Source organism: Lacipirellula sp., from assembly GCF_965279485.1.
GTDB lineage: Bacteria > Planctomycetota > Planctomycetia > Pirellulales > Lacipirellulaceae > Lacipirellula.
This window is the reverse complement of sequence record NZ_CBDIIC010000001.1, coordinates 607672-621944: the sequence shown is the minus strand read 5'-3', so window position 1 is coordinate 621944 and position 14273 is coordinate 607672. Positions and strand designations below refer to the sequence as shown.

The 14273-nt window shown below is 60.7% G+C and carries 11 protein-coding genes; 6 read left to right on the top strand and 5 right to left on the bottom strand.

Translation table 11 applies throughout. The features are described from left to right. Window positions 1-226 precede the first annotated feature (226 nt). Window positions 227-1315 (top strand): hypothetical protein, encoded by a 1089-nt coding sequence (locus ACQY7R_RS02680; RefSeq protein ID WP_428304056.1) that lies wholly within the window; start codon window positions 227-229, stop codon window positions 1313-1315. A gap of 174 nt (window positions 1316-1489) precedes the next feature. On the opposite strand, the gene ACQY7R_RS02675 is transcribed toward ACQY7R_RS02680, so the two are convergent. Both ACQY7R_RS02675 and ACQY7R_RS02670 read right to left on the bottom strand, forming a co-directional pair. Further along, window positions 1490-3007: a protocadherin gene (locus tag ACQY7R_RS02675; protein WP_428304055.1), complete on the bottom strand. Its 1518-nt coding sequence runs from the start codon at window positions 3005-3007 to the stop codon at window positions 1490-1492. Between the two features lie 93 nt (window positions 3008-3100). Beyond that, window positions 3101-4039: a YybH family protein gene (locus tag ACQY7R_RS02670; protein WP_428304054.1), complete on the bottom strand. Its 939-nt coding sequence runs from the start codon at window positions 4037-4039 to the stop codon at window positions 3101-3103. A gap of 197 nt (window positions 4040-4236) precedes the next feature. On the opposite strand from ACQY7R_RS02670, the gene ACQY7R_RS02665 reads away from it, so the two are divergent. The 3 genes from ACQY7R_RS02665 (at window position 4237) to ACQY7R_RS02655 (ending at window position 9616) form a co-directional block, all read left to right on the top strand. After that, entirely contained in the window at window positions 4237-4785 is a 549-nt protein-coding gene (locus ACQY7R_RS02665) for a dihydrofolate reductase family protein (RefSeq protein ID WP_428304053.1), read from the top strand. Window positions 4786-5041: 256 nt separating this feature from the next. Beyond that, window positions 5042-8371, top strand: coding sequence for a DUF2092 domain-containing protein (locus ACQY7R_RS02660; protein WP_428304052.1), 3330 nt, complete (start codon window positions 5042-5044; stop codon window positions 8369-8371). Window positions 8372-8515: 144 nt separating this feature from the next. Beyond that, window positions 8516-9616: a glycoside hydrolase family 76 protein gene (locus tag ACQY7R_RS02655; RefSeq protein WP_428304051.1), complete on the top strand. Its 1101-nt coding sequence runs from the start codon at window positions 8516-8518 to the stop codon at window positions 9614-9616. A 91-nt stretch (window positions 9617-9707) separates the two neighbouring features. Here the strand turns inward: ACQY7R_RS02655 and ACQY7R_RS02650 are convergent, their stop codons facing one another. After that, complete coding sequence (locus ACQY7R_RS02650) at window positions 9708-10697, bottom strand: glycoside hydrolase family 43 protein (protein ID WP_428304050.1); 990 nt, start codon at window positions 10695-10697, stop codon at window positions 9708-9710. 210 nt (window positions 10698-10907) lie between these two features. On the opposite strand from ACQY7R_RS02650, the gene ACQY7R_RS02645 reads away from it, so the two are divergent. After that, window positions 10908-11189, top strand: a complete 282-nt coding sequence (locus ACQY7R_RS02645; RefSeq protein ID WP_428304049.1) for a hypothetical protein — start codon at window positions 10908-10910, stop codon at window positions 11187-11189. Window positions 11190-11419: 230 nt separating this feature from the next. On the opposite strand, the gene ACQY7R_RS02640 is transcribed toward ACQY7R_RS02645, so the two are convergent. Beyond that, window positions 11420-11767, bottom strand: coding sequence for a hypothetical protein (locus tag ACQY7R_RS02640; protein WP_428304048.1), 348 nt, complete (start codon window positions 11765-11767; stop codon window positions 11420-11422). Window positions 11768-12372: 605 nt separating this feature from the next. On the opposite strand from ACQY7R_RS02640, the gene ACQY7R_RS02635 reads away from it, so the two are divergent. Next, entirely contained in the window at window positions 12373-12591 is a 219-nt protein-coding gene (locus tag ACQY7R_RS02635) for a hypothetical protein (protein ID WP_428304047.1), read from the top strand. A 202-nt stretch (window positions 12592-12793) separates the two neighbouring features. Here ACQY7R_RS02635 and sthA read toward each other — a convergent pair whose 3' ends face one another. Beyond that, window positions 12794-14209: a Si-specific NAD(P)(+) transhydrogenase gene (gene sthA, locus ACQY7R_RS02630; protein WP_152098998.1), complete on the bottom strand. Its 1416-nt coding sequence runs from the start codon at window positions 14207-14209 to the stop codon at window positions 12794-12796. Between the last annotated feature and the right edge of the window lie 64 nt (window positions 14210-14273).

The window sequence follows — 14273 nt, the reverse complement described above, 5'->3', positions numbered from 1 at the left end:
TCGACGCAATTCGAGCGCGGTCCGCGCCGTGATTGTTGTGTTCGCATGTCGCTGTGGTATCCTAATCACCAGTCTATTTAGTCGCGTTTCTCCCGGAACAGAGATAAAGGTGACGCTAATGAAGTCTATTTCTAGGTGGTTCTTCGGAATCACGGCCGCCTGCCAATTGCTAGCCGTCGCGCCCAGCGTGGAAGCGGCCCCGCCCGCCGAGCCGCAGCCAATCGCAATGCTTTCGATTCCCAATGCTCCGCCCAACGAATATTTAGGACTGAGCTCTGCCACCGATGGGCAGCGTGTGTTTTTAGGCACGGGCAATCAGACCGCTTATCTCTTCGATCCATTCACGGCCCAGCAGCTCGCGAAAGTTAGTTTGCCCAGTAGTACCTGGTACGGCTCGGTAGCGCTGCAGGGCAACACCGGCGTGTTCGGCGGACAGAATACGGCGAAGGTCTTCGACTTCACGAACTTGGCTGCTATTACCAGCCAATCGCTGGTTCCCTCTGGCGGCGTGCTGAGCTCTTTCAACGCCAGCGTCGATATCAGCGGCGACAGCATCATTGTTGGCGCTAATTACGAAAACGCACTGGGCGGGCATTCAGGTGCGGCCTATCTGTTTAGCCGCACGACAGGCCTGCAATTCGCCAAGCTCACTGCCGGAGATGGGAAGACGGGAGACCTGTTCGGCACTTCAGTCGCAATCGACGGTAACTTAGCGGTCGTCGGCGCTCCGAAAACGGCTCATCCAGATAGCGCCGTCTATCTCTTCAACGTTGACCCGGGATTCGCGGGCAATCGCCAACTTGCAGAGTTTAACGTCGATCCATCCGACCCAAACCTGGGGGAAGGCTTCGGTTACGACGTCGACCTCGCGGGGAATAAGATTCTAGGCTTGGAGAATTCCGGCAGCGCTTTCTTGTGGCCGACCTCAGGGCAACCGACGCCATTGCCATATTCCAGCGGAGATCATTTTGAGCCGGGTAATACTACCATGGCGTTCAACGGCCAATACGCGGCGATTGGCGATGCATCGGCAGGGATAGTGAATTTCTACGACGCAGACGGGCACTTTATCAAATCGCTCGCTGGTCCCGCGAATGCGCCGATCGGCTTCGGAGCCTCGGTAGCAATCGGCGGCGACCTGCTAGTCGTCAGTGCACCCGGGGGAGACCCGAAAAAGAGCCTCGTTTACGTGTATCGGCTTTCCGAGGCTGTTGTGGTTACGCCCGAACCAGGGACGGCATCGCTCGCCGTTGCGGGACTACTGATGCTGGGCAGCATGGCGCGGGGTCGACGTCGGTCGGCGTTATGCTCGTAGGTAACGTGGCCGCCGTGGCGACAGTGTGCGAGTTAATGGGCGACTGCATGCGCCACGCGTCTGCGCTTCACGCGCGACGCGTTGGCGCTGCTCGCTCTCCCAATTCGCGTTGCTGAACGGAGGAGGTCGTCTTTCCCGCTCGGCTTGCTGCAACCCGATGGTACAGCTTGCGATCTAGGGCGCCGGCGCCGCACTGGCCGTCTGTTCCGGCTGCTTGAGCCGTACTAGCAACCACTGCTCCGTCTGATCCTTCCCAAGGTGCAGCAAGCAGGGCGCTTCATCCTTTGTGAGGTTGTACAGCCCCGTTTCAATCACGCTCGTCTTGTTGTCGCCCACGGTAAAGGCGACGCGTTGCGTCTGCTTGTCGATGGAACCCTGGACGACTTGATTCTGCTTGGTCGCCGAGTCGGTGTAGTTGCCGCGGATGACGCCCTCTTTGTTGACGGCCAACTGAATGGTGACGTCGGAAGTCTTCTGGTCGGGCTTCGTGAAGGCGAACACGCCGAGCGGCAACCAGTCGCCGTCGGGAGAGGCAGCTGCCGTGGCGCCTGCCGCGGCGATTTGGTCGGCTTGGTCGTAATACTGCTCCGACGTGCCAGCGTCGTCGCCGTTGACGTAGACGTTGCCGTCCTCGTAGGTAACGTTGTTGCCGTAGTCGTAGTACGCGGGTGGCACGTCCGAGTAACCGCAATAGGCCGACGCCGAATCCCAGGTGCAGGCGTTCCATACAGCGCCCGCCGCCCAACCGGCGGCGAACCAGGCGCCGGGGTACTGGGCGTACCAACCCCGCCCGTAGACACCCCAGTGCGAGAAGTTAGTTCTCACCGCCGCCCCGGCCACGTATCGGCCCGACGGCGTGACGCGCGCAAATCCTGCTGCCGCGCCGCGCGGTCCAGCGGTAGCGCCACGAACCGCGGCTCCCCCTTCAGGACCACGAACGCCTCCGACAGCAGCGACTTGGCCGCCGGGGCCGACGCCCACCGCACGACCCGCTTCGGCGCCGCCAGCGCCCTTCACCCCGCCCGCCGCCGCCACGCCGCCGCGCGGCCCTTCAGCAACGGCGCGACCGGCCGTATTGCCGCGCGGTCCGGTGACCGCAATGCCCGCCGCTTCGCCGCCGCGAGGCCCTTCGGCCGTGCCCTTATTCACGTCGAACGCTCCGCCGTCTCCCGCGGAAAGTTGATTGGCGGCACGATTCGCGCCAGCGCTTCGCCCGTGCATCCCTTCGTCGGACGGCAGTCCCAGGAAGCTGCTGAGTTGATCGCGACTCGGCGCGGAGTAGCGATTGCCCGCGGCGCCTGCGCCGGCTCCGCCAAACTCGCGACCAGCGGCGCCCCCGCCCGCGCGCTCGCCGGCAGCGCCAAAGTTCGCACCCCCACGGTTCTGTAAGCCATCTCCTCCCGGACTTGCGAGTCGCCCCGGCGAGGGCCTCTGTCCACCGCCGAAATTCGACTGGGCAGGTCTCGCTCCGCCTCCACCGTACCCACCACCTCCGCCGTAGGCGCCGCCGCGATATCCGCCGCCGCCATAACCTCCGCCCGGCCGCGCTCCGCCGGAGAATCCGCCGCCCCCGCCGCGACTCATACCGCCGCCGCCACCTCCGCCTCCGCCGCGGCCACGCCCCCACGCGAGATCAGTCGACAGCAGGCACATCGCGACGCAAACTAGAGTCAGCGCGAATCGAGAGGTCATGGAAACAGTCCCAATGAGAAGGAGTTTGTTAAGCATTTGGCCGGCGATTTGTTTTTGAACGGCTTACTCTTGAACGTGTTATTTCTTCACGTGTCATTTTTTTACGTTGCGACGCACAATCACTTCGTCACTGTCCGGCAACGACGTCGCGTCGAGCGAACGATCGACCGATTGCCAGGAGTATGCATTGTCGTCGAGTCGCTGCAGTCGATTGATAGCGGAAGTCGTGGCGCCATCGACCGTGACGCCGCTGACTGTTGCTTGCCAGCCCCCTTCAGTCGGCGTCCAGACTCCGACGGCGAACGAACCGTCGGCGCCGAAGTTCCACGACTGAACGTGCCCCGCTTGGGCGTTCCAGCCAATGATTTGCACGCCGCTCGTCTCGACGCCATCGGCGGCCTTCGTCGTGTACTTTCTCTCCACAAAGCTCTTGTCGCCAATCCATTGGCATTGAGATTTCGTCGTCACGCCTTCGTCCTCGGCCGTCCACGAACCGATGAGCCACTGCAAATCGGCGATATGCTCGTGAGCCGTGCCGCCGTCCGTCCGCGCCTCGCGCACGGAGGCCATCAGCCAACGCCCGTCGACTTTCGAGTGAACCACCGAGTAGTCGCTGCTCGTCGATGCGCCTGCGGGAGGGAGCGTCAGGACGGTGTGCCCATCTTCGATGGCGACCGTGGGGCTGACGAACCGCACTGAGTCGATTACCAGCGCGAGCGACGCGCCGGGATTCGCCTTGAAGAAATCGGCGTAGCAGCTTTCGATGGCCGCCTGGCCGGCGTGCTCGTTCCCCGATTCGTCGACGTACTCGCCGCCGGCCGTCCAAAGCGCGGCGACCGCCTTCGCATCGCCGCGATTGAAGGCGTCGGTAAACGCGCTGGCGGTCTTTTGGATCGCCGCCGTGTTTTCATCGACGGCTTTCACCGCCGGCGCTGTAGCGCCGGCTGCCTGCGGCTGTTGAGCGTGAGCCAACTGCCCGATCGCGGAGCAGGTAAGAACCAAAGTGGCCGCAGCCACGGTCCGAAGTTTCATAGAAGTGCCTGATTGATGAGACTGCGAACGCCGTCAGCGAACGGCGGGACCAACTGGAACAAACGCCAGAGCCAATCCTCGTGTAAGCTAGCCGCGGACGGCCAGGAACACAAGGAAATGAGAAGAGTTGGCACATGTAGGTTTGGCTTTCAGCCCAACCTACGCCGCATGCCACTCACCCTGCTATACTCCACCCCATGCAACCCCTCCGGTACTCCATCAACGTCACCCTCGACGGCTGCTGCCATCACGAGGGCATCGCGCCGGACGCACAATTGCATCGCCACGCGGTCGAGAACCTCAGTCGCGCCGACGCGCTACTGTTCGGCAGAACAACGTACGAAATGATGGAATCGGCCTTCCGCTCGCCCGAGTCGACGGCCGCGATGCCCGACTGGATGCAACCCTTCGCCCGCACGATCAATGCGGCGAAGAAATACGTCGTGTCGAGCACCCTCGAACGCGTCGATTGGAACTCGGAGCTTCTACGCGGCGATTTGAAAACGGCCGTCGAGCATCTCAAGCAGCAGCCGGGCAGGGGACTATTCACCGGTGGAGTGAAGCTGCCGCTGGCGCTCGCGGAGCTTGGCCTCATCGACGAGTACGAATTCATCGTGCACCCCCGCATCGCGGGCCACGGCCCTACGCTGTTCACTGGGCTGTCAACGCCTCTCGACCTGAAACTCGTCAGCCGGATGGAGTTCGACTCTGGCGCAATGGCGATGCGGTACGCACCGCGGTCGTAGCGGACCCCGCGCGCCGCCCTCTTAAAATGCCCGGGCGACTTCAGCCAGGAATTAGTTGGGAACGGGCGCGCGTAGCTGCACGCTGCCCTGGCTGTTAGAAGCCTCGAGCCGACGTTCAGGGCGTAGAAATCGCAGTGTTTTCCGACTTTGTCGATCGGAAACTGGATTTTTGGCGTTGGATTGTGTCACATATCCTTTTCTCCTGCGGCTCAGCGTCCTCGTTGCTGGGCTAAAAGTATTCACCGGAATCCCAACTATGTTCCTCTCGTCCGTATCGCGACGCGCGAGCGCTCTCTGCGCAACCTTCCTGCTTGCAATCGCCTGCCTCGCCGCCGCGCGGGCCGAAGAGCCCAAGCCTGAAATCGATGCCACGGCCGACAGCCGCATGCAGGCCATGTCGAAATACGTCGGCGGGCTTAAGCGGTTTTCGGTCGACGTCGACCACACGATCGAGATCCCGTCGGAAGACGCGGAGTCGCAAAGCCGCTCGGACAAACGGCACGTTGTCATCGATCGGCCCAATCGCTTCGCGGTCACGGCGTCCGCGGGCGGCGACAGCGAGGGGACGGTCATTTGCGACGGCAAGCAGCTCTTCGCCTATTGGCCGTCGGGGCAGCGGTACTTATTGGGAGATGCCCCGCAAAATTTCAACGAGGTCTTGCAAGAGGAAGCCGCCCTGTTGTTGGGATCGGGCCGCACCGTGCTGCAGTATGCAACGGGCAACTGGTACAAGCAGGCTGTCGCCTCGGCGACCAAGATCAGTCTGCTTGAACCCGAGCAAGTCGACGGAGTTGCCTGCGATCGCATCGAGGTTTCACAGCCGCGGGTGAAAATAATTCTGTGGATCGAGCAAGGCGACCACGCGTTGCCGCGGAAAATGGAAGCGATCCTGCAAATTGAGGAGGCTGATGCCGAAGCCAAACTCCCCAAGCAGTTGGTGACGTACGCGAACTGGGAACTCGAACCTGAAATCACGGACGAAACGTTCGCGATCGACGTACCGGAAGACGCCGAGCAAGTCGACTCGTTGCGTGAGGAAGAATCGAAGGGCGAAGCGCCTCATGCATTGTTGGGGGCAAAGGCGCCCGACTGTGAACTCAAATTGCTCGAAGGCGGCTCCCAGAAGCTGTCCGATTTTAAAGACAAAAAAGTCGCGGTGATCGATTTCTGGGCGCTCTGGTGCGGCCCCTGCGTCGCCGCGCTGCCGACCGTCGATCAAGTGGCGGCGAAGTTCGCTGATCGCGACGTGGCGTTCTTCGCAGTCAATCTCGGCGACGGTGAGGACGAGATTCGCGAGTTTCTCGAAAAGAAAAAATTAGAGCTCCCGATCGCCGTCGATATTGAGTCTGAACTCGGCAAACTTTTCGACGCCGACAGCATTCCCATGACCATCATTATCGACAAGCAAGGCGTCGTGCAGGTCGTAAGCATCGGCTACGAAGACGACCTCAAGCAGAAGCTCACCGAGAAGATCGAAGCCGTGCTCGCCGGCAAGCAACTCGCCGAAGACGAGCTCAAGGCGGCCCGCGCCGCCCAGCGCGGCGGCGCACCCATCCCGGCCGGCAAGGATGCATTCACCGCCAAGCAAGCCACTGAAGACCAGCTCGCCTTCAATCTCCGCACGAGCGTCGAAGCCTACAAAAAAGTCGGCAGTCGCGACGACGCCTGGGACGACGCGGCCATCGAATTCCTCACGCAAGCCTCCCGGCACTTCTCGTCAGCGAAGGGGCACAAGTCGCAAGTTGAGTTGATCGAGATGGCGGAGCCGCTCGCCGAGCAAGGTTGCGACGACCCGTTGGTGATGTATTGCCACGGCGCGATGTTGCAGGACGGCGTGACGGACGCGGCCGCGCAGGCCCGGGCATTGAGGCTCATCGAGAAGAGCTACCACGGTCTCGTCGAACGAGGCTATCCGGCCAACCGCCCCTTCGCGGCGGCCCATCGCATGTACGGCGCCCTGAAGGGTGACCCCGCTCAGGCGGAGAAGGCCGAAGAATTTCTCGCGCTCAGCGAGAAGCACGCGTTGGAGGCGATCTTGCTCGACGACCTGGAGACGAACGATGGCCGAACGCTCTACAGCCACTTAAATGCGATGGCGGAGGCGCTGCCGCCGGAGAGAAGAGAAAAGTTTTGCGAGGCCGCCCAGGCTCACGAAGAAAAGTCGCCCTTCGTCGTCAACATGCTGGTCGGCGAGCATCACCTAGACGCCGCGTGGAAGTCACGGGGCACCAATTTCGCACCGGAAGTGAGCGAAGAGGGTTGGAAAGGGTTCAGCGACCACATGGACCTCGCCCGCGATGCGTTCCAGAAGGCCTGGAAAGCCGCTCCCAAGCGGCCCGAAGCGCCGACCGCCATGGTACGAGTTGCGATGGGCGCCAGTCCGTCGCCCGCGCGAGAAATGAGAATGTGGTTCGATCGCGCCGTCCAGGCTCAACTTGATTACCGCACGCCCTACTCGCACCTGATCTACGGTTTGCTGCCGCGCTGGCATGGCACGCACGAGCGTATGTACCAGTTTGCCGTCGAATGCGCGGAAACCAACCGCTACGACACCGACGTTCCTTATGAGTTCTGCGAAGCGGTCTGGCAACTCATGCGGGACAATCAAAATCCTCTCGGCCTACGGTACGCCCAGCATCCCGGCCTCTACGAGAATGCGCGAAAAGTTTGCCAAGGGTACATCGATCAAGGCGAGGAGCGTAACGCCGTCTGGTGGAAAACGGTCTGGCTCGGCTTTGCCTACTTAAACGAACAATGGGAGGAGTCTGCCCGCTTGCTCGATGAACTCGACGGGGAGCTAAATGCAGATGCGCTCAGCCGCTTCCCGCTGCCTGCAGACGAGGTGATCCAAGCCGTTCGCCTCCATGCGAGTCCCCACGCCGACGAGATTCTGGCGGCGTTTCGCGCTGCCGACGATGGCGAACGCGAAGAGGCTGCCAAGGCGCTGAAAGCGATCCTTGAGGAAAAGGGACTTGAACCTTCGGTCGTCGCGCAAGTGGCCTCGCGGTTGCAAGGCTTGGATTGGAGCGTCGAATTTCAGGAAGGCGCTGCCGTCTCTCTCGTGCCCGCGGCCGATCTGCAGGGCTGGAAAGTGATCTCGGGCGATTGGACTCAAACGCCCACCGGCGAATTCCACGGCGTCTCCGACCGCGGCGGACCGATTCTCGAATGCCAGGCCAACTTCGGGACGCATTGGCAACTGAGCGGTGAAGTGGTGCACGGTAAGAGCCCGTACAATCCTTGGGACGCCGGTGTTTTTCTTAACGTCGACGGCCGGCCGCTTTTCGCGATGATGTTTAATCCCACGGAACGTTGGGTCGCCGCCGGCCCTTATCAAGAACTCAGAAAACACCGGCAGACCTACACCCGCGACGGCAAGGCGACGAAGTTTGTCTTGCGAGTTGCGGGCGATACCGTCAACGTCTGGCTCAACGACGTTCAGGTGATCGAGGATCAAGAGGTCGAGGGCCTTAGCACCCTCGCTACCGGTCGCGTGGCCATCGGCGCCAAGTACACTTGGATTGGCTCGAACCTGACCTATCGGAATTTGGAAATCGAACAGGTGGAGCCCGAGGAACAGGAGTAAATCTGCATCGGGCGGCATGCTCTCGCCACTCAGGCTTGAGCGTGCTACACCCTGGAGAGATTGCAGCGTATGCTGACGCGATCGCGACCACATGCCACTCGTCGCTAATTTCTGCAGGTTTGCATTTCGATCCGAGAGTAACGCATGGGCTGCCTTCCAATCTCGAAGAATTCGGCTTGGGTTGCACTGTTCGTTGGCGTCGGCCTGCTGCGCGCAGCGATCCCCGCGCACGCAGTGACTCCCGCAGAGGCTGACGCTGCTTTCGCCGCACTCAACGAAGTTTACTGGGACCCCGCCGCCAAATTTTTCCGGCGAGACGAGCACGGTGGGAGGAAAGCCGATTTCTGGTTCTCAGCGCAGCTCTGGGACACCGTGATGGATCAGTACGACCGCACGCACAGCGCGGAAGCGCGGCGGCAAATCGACGATCTCTACGAAGGCTTCATTGAAGAATACCCAGACTGGACGACTAACAAGTACAACGATGACATCATGTGGTGGGCGATCGCCTGCGCCCGCGCCTATGAACTCACGAACGACGAACGCTACCTCAAGAAATCGCAAGAAAGCTTCGACTTCGTTTACGACAATTTTCTCGACGACAAATTCGGCGGCGGCCTCTACTGGCTCAACGAGCGCACTTCGAAGAATAGTTGCATCAACAGCCCCGCGGCCATCGCCGCCGCGCGGCTCGCGGTCCTGCTGAAGGATCCCGCTTATCTGGAAAAAGCGAAATCGCTTTACGCCTGGCAAAAGCAAACGTTGACCGACGGAACCGGCAAGGTGTTCGACAGCATTGGACCCGACCGGCGTACCGGCAGGGTGCGCACCCGAGACTTCTCATTGACCTACAACCAGGGGACGTTCATCGGCGCCGCGGTGCTGCTCTACCAGCAAACCGGCGACAAAACCTACCTTGATGACGCACTCAAGACTGCCGACTGGACGAAGGCCAATCTGTGCGTCGGCGACGCGCGAATTTTGCGGAGCGAAGGGCAGGGCGACGGCGGCGCCTTCAAAGGGATCTTCGCCCGCTACATGCGTCGTCTCGTCGACGACTGCGCTCGTACCGAATACCTCCCCTGGATGAAAGCCAACGCCGACGCCGCTTGGCGAAACCGTCGCCCCGCCGACAACATCATGGGCCACGACTGGTCCGTCCACGCGGGAACAAAGATTGAAAGCCAGACGGCCACGAGCGCCGTGGCGATGGTCCTTTGCTTCGCGGACGAAGACGCCGAGTAGGTCGGGCTTTCAGCCTGATAGCACATCACGGGCGTAAATGCGCGCCAACGGCACCTCCGTCAGCCTAAAAGCCTGACCTACGCGCACCCCGTCACTTCAGCGGCTGCGCAGCCACCCCTTCATTCGTAATCCGAATCGGCTTGATAAAACCCTTCTCGTCGAATTCCATCCGGTCGATGCAAGTGACCCTCGCGTTGCCGTCGGTTTGGTCCAACGGCCGGCGATGGTACACGGCGTAGTAGTCGTCCGTCCCTGGAACTTGAATTACCGAATGGTGCCCGGCCCCGGTGGCAATCTTCGCATCCTGCTTCAGCACCGTATCGATCCGCTTGAACGGCCCGAACGGCGAATCGCCGATCGCATAGGCGACCTGGTAGTCGGGGCCGGTCCAGCCTCCCTCCGACCACATGAAGTAGTACTTGCCGTCGCGAATGAACATGAACGACCCCTCGACGTACCCCTCCGGCGTAATCTCCTTAAACGTCGTGCCGTCCTCGAAGGGAATGAACCCCGTGAAGTCGTCGTTCAGCCGCGCGATGTTGCAATGCCGCCAACCGCCGTAAATGAGGTAGTAGGTTCCGTCGGCGTCCTTGAACACAAACTGATCGATCGGTTGGGCGCCGTTGTGAAACTTATCAACGAGCGGCTTGCCCAAATGATCCTTGAACGGCCCCGCGGGCTCGTCGGCCACCGCGACGCCGATGCCGCCGTGAGCGTCGTTGTTTTGAATGTCGTTGGCGCCGAAAAAGAAATAGTACTTGCCGTCCTTCTCGACCACCGCCGGCGCCCACATCGCCCGCTTGGCCCACTTGATGGCGCCGTTGTCGAGAATCCGCGGATGCTTTTGCCAATTGACGAGATCTTTCGACGAAAAAGCGTCAAAGAACACCTGCTCGTCGTAAGGCGCCGAGTAGGTCGGATAAATCCAATACGTGTCGCCGAAGATGATCGCCTCGGGATCGGCATACCAACCGTCGAAGAGCGGATTGCCCGACATTTTTCTTTTCGGTTCGTCCGCTGCGAGCGGCGACGCGGTCAGGAGCAGCGTCAGGGCGATCATCAAACGAATGCTTCGGTTCATCGCGAGACCTTAAGCTGAATGCTGAAGAAAAGATGCGCCAACCGCCGCGGCCGGCAACGGCGGATTGTAGCATCGCTCGCGTGACATTGCTCAAATAGGCAAAGAGCCAAGTTTGACGTTCGGTTTCCTTCGAGGTTCCGAGTGCCATACCCTTGCCCCATGTCGACTTTCCGCGACGACATGCTAACCGCCTCGCGAATGAAATAGCAAATGAAAACGTTCCCAATTCCCCGTGATGCGATGGTGGTGACATCCACTTTTGTGATTAAGGAGCAGATGCCCATTCTGGAAGTCAGTCACGAAGACGACGAAGAAGGGGGAGGCCTCTGGCAATTCCATTGCGGAAATGGCGACTACAGTATGAGTAAAATGCAATTGGTTCGATTGGACACGATTTTGACGATGGATCCGAGTGTCAATCAGATCGCTGATTTAGAGATTGGTAAAACAGCGCATAGGAAAGGATTGGAATCCCCTTGGAGCGTTATTTGATGAGCTGCGCCAAAGGCCTAAGATTGGTGCTCGCGCACAGCGGGTAGCTCAGGTTAGCGTACTCGCCTACCTGGGCGCCGTAGTCGCAAGAGGCAGTTGCCGAATGCGATGCTTCCACCCTCAACGGCGTGGGCATGCCGAACCCTGAGTCGTTCTAGCCTCATGTCGATGCGATCGCGATGATCGGCGCCCGTGGCCTTCGCCTTCCGCACGAGCAAGGAATCTGCAGACTACTCCGCGTTGCAATCCACCTGCCGTCGTCGTGCGAATGCGTAGCAGATAGGACCGAGCACGGCCCCGATCAGAGCGCCCCATCCGCGCACGAGGGCATAGGTGCCTAGAATCGCACCGATAAGCTCCCACGGCACGCCCTTCTCTCCAAGGCGTGATAACAAGCCCCAATAAGCGGTCATCGCGACGCAAAACGCCAGGACGACGCTCGGGATCACGCCGCAGGCGAGCACTCCAATCAAGTGCGCCCATTGCAATCCGATCCATGCTCCACGCTTCACAGACTCCAACGTCGACGAGACGCCGTCAAAATTGGAGATCAGAATAAGGTGGCGAATGGTCTTCATTCTAAGCGATGAACCGCGCAGAGAGGTAAAGGGGGCGGGGCGTCAGCGTCCCTTCCACACACTAATCACTAGGAACCAAAACAGGCCGTAGGCCACCGCTGACCAAAACACGATGGCGAGCAGCAATAGGGGCTTAGAGAACTTCGGTTTCGGTGCATTGGTGCTCATGACAGCCAATCTCTCTCCGCAACGTTCCTATTGCAAGGGTTGGGTAGAATTAATCGCGCAGATCGAGTCGTAGTCCGTCTGCGACGGCTGGACAAGAGAATCCGGCGTAGTCCGTGCGGGGCGACGCTGGTGGCTCGCATGAAATTCCGAATGCAATGCCGGTGCTTCGGCGGCTAAAGAACCAAAAACTGGCAGTCGATCCACCCACTACGCCCCACCGTGGCAGAGGAGACGGCAACCCGTTAGTGGAAAAACCAGATGCGTGGCCACATTATTATCGCGTTGCTTATCTGGAGCGTCTTCGAGTTCGCGTACTACCGCTACATCAATCGCTAAGCGTGCTGTCGTCGCCGTTCGCCTTCAGCAGGTTTCCACTTACGCTGGACGATGAAACTGAGACAACGCATCCGACACGTCTCGCCACTGGAGGTTCGCGGATGACCATGCATCACCCTCAGTTGGCCCATTGCCCTCACTGCAGCGCCGAGGTGGAAGCCGCGTCGCAGAGCTGCCGCTACTGCGGAAAGTCTCTCAAGCAGGCGCCATCCAAGCGACAACTGAAGTTGAAGAGCGACCGACGGTGGGCAGCCTGGGTGATGGCCGGCTTCTTCGTCGCAACGCTCGTGGCTGTTTCTCTCATCAGTCAGAATCACTAGCGTAGGGTGGGTGCTCGCACCCACCTCGCCCGGCTTGAGGCTAGTTGCCTGCTTCCATTATCGCGGTTGGGGTGTAGCAGTATCGTCGCCAACCGCCTCGGCTGCGATTTGGTAAAGGTGGGTGCGAGCACCCACCCTACAAGCTAAAAGCAGGCACGCAGCGCGGCATCGTCCGCCACAGCCGTCGGCCTAAAAACCCGTCCTACCGCACGTGGTTCAACTTATTCAACCCGTTATAAGCCGCCACCTTGTAGCACTCAGCCAGCGTCGGGAAGTTGAACACGTTGTTAATAAAGAACTCGGCGTCCCCATTCAGCGCCATCACCGCCTGGCCGATATGAATCAGTTCGGTGGCGCCGGTGCCGATCGCGTGGACGCCCAAAATCTTGTGCGTCTCTTGGTGAATGAGCAGCTTCAGCATGCCGGAGTCGTCCCCCAGCAGCTTGCCGCGGGCGATTTCGCGGTAGTGAGCGACGCCTGATTCGTACGGAATTCCTTCGGCCGTGAGCTGCTCTTCGGTCTTGCCGACCATCGAGATTTCCGGCACGGCGTAAATGCCGTACGGGAACAGCTGCGTGTTGTAGTTGCCGACGTCGCACACGCCGAACGCGTGGCAAACCGCGCGGCGGCCTTGCTCCATCGCGGTCGACGCCAGCGACGGGAAGCCGATGACGTCGCCTGCCGCGTAGATGTAGTCGACGTTGGTTTGGTACTGCTCGTTCACCATCAGCCGTTCGCGGTCGTCGAACTCGATGCCGACCTTGTCGAGGCCGAGCGCCTTGCAGACGCCCTGACGGCCGACGGCGTACAGCAGCGTTTCCGCGCGCAGCGTCTTGCCCGATTCGAGCTGCGCTTGCACGAGGTGATGGAACTTGCCGTTTTGGATTTCGATTTCCTCGATCTTGCTCACCTTCTCGCCGAGGCGGAGGGTGATTCCCTTCTGCCGCATGTGGTACTGGAAGGCGTCGCTGATTTCGCGATCGAGGAATCCGAGCAAGCGGTTGCTCCCTTCGACGAGCGTCACCCGCACGCCGAGCGTCGCCATGATGCAGGCGTACTCAACGCCGATGACGCCGCCGCCGACGACGATCATCGTTTTCGGCAGGCGGTCGAGGCAAATGATCTCGTCGCTGGTGAAAATCGTCTGTTCGTTGAACGGCACCGAGCTCGGCCGGGCCGGCTTGGTGCCGACGGTGATTAGAAACTTGTCGGCTTCGAGGACTTCGGTCGAGTCGGCGTTTTGGACCCGCAGCAGGTGCGGACCTTCAAATTCCGCGCGGCCCCACAGGAGCTCGACGCCATTCCGCTCGAACTGCCGACGAATGACTTCCCACTCGTGGCGGATGACTTGCTGCGAGATCGCCGTCAGATCGGCGATCGTAATGTGCTTCTTCACCTGCTGCGTGGCGCCGAACAGCCCGCGCTGGTTGGCCCCGGTGAGGTAGAGCGCCGCCTCGCGCAGCGCCTTCGACGGGATCGTCCCGGTATTGATCTGGGCGCCGCCGAGGACCGGATTCTTCTCGATGATGGCGACGCGCTTGCCGAGCTTGGCCGCCTGGATGGCGCCCTTTTGGCCTGCGGGACCGGTGCCAATGATGATGCAATCGTAGTGCTTCATAAAACGCGCAATCGTCCCCCTCCCTTGAAGGGAGGGGCTAGGGGAGGGATTCGCATCCTTGAGC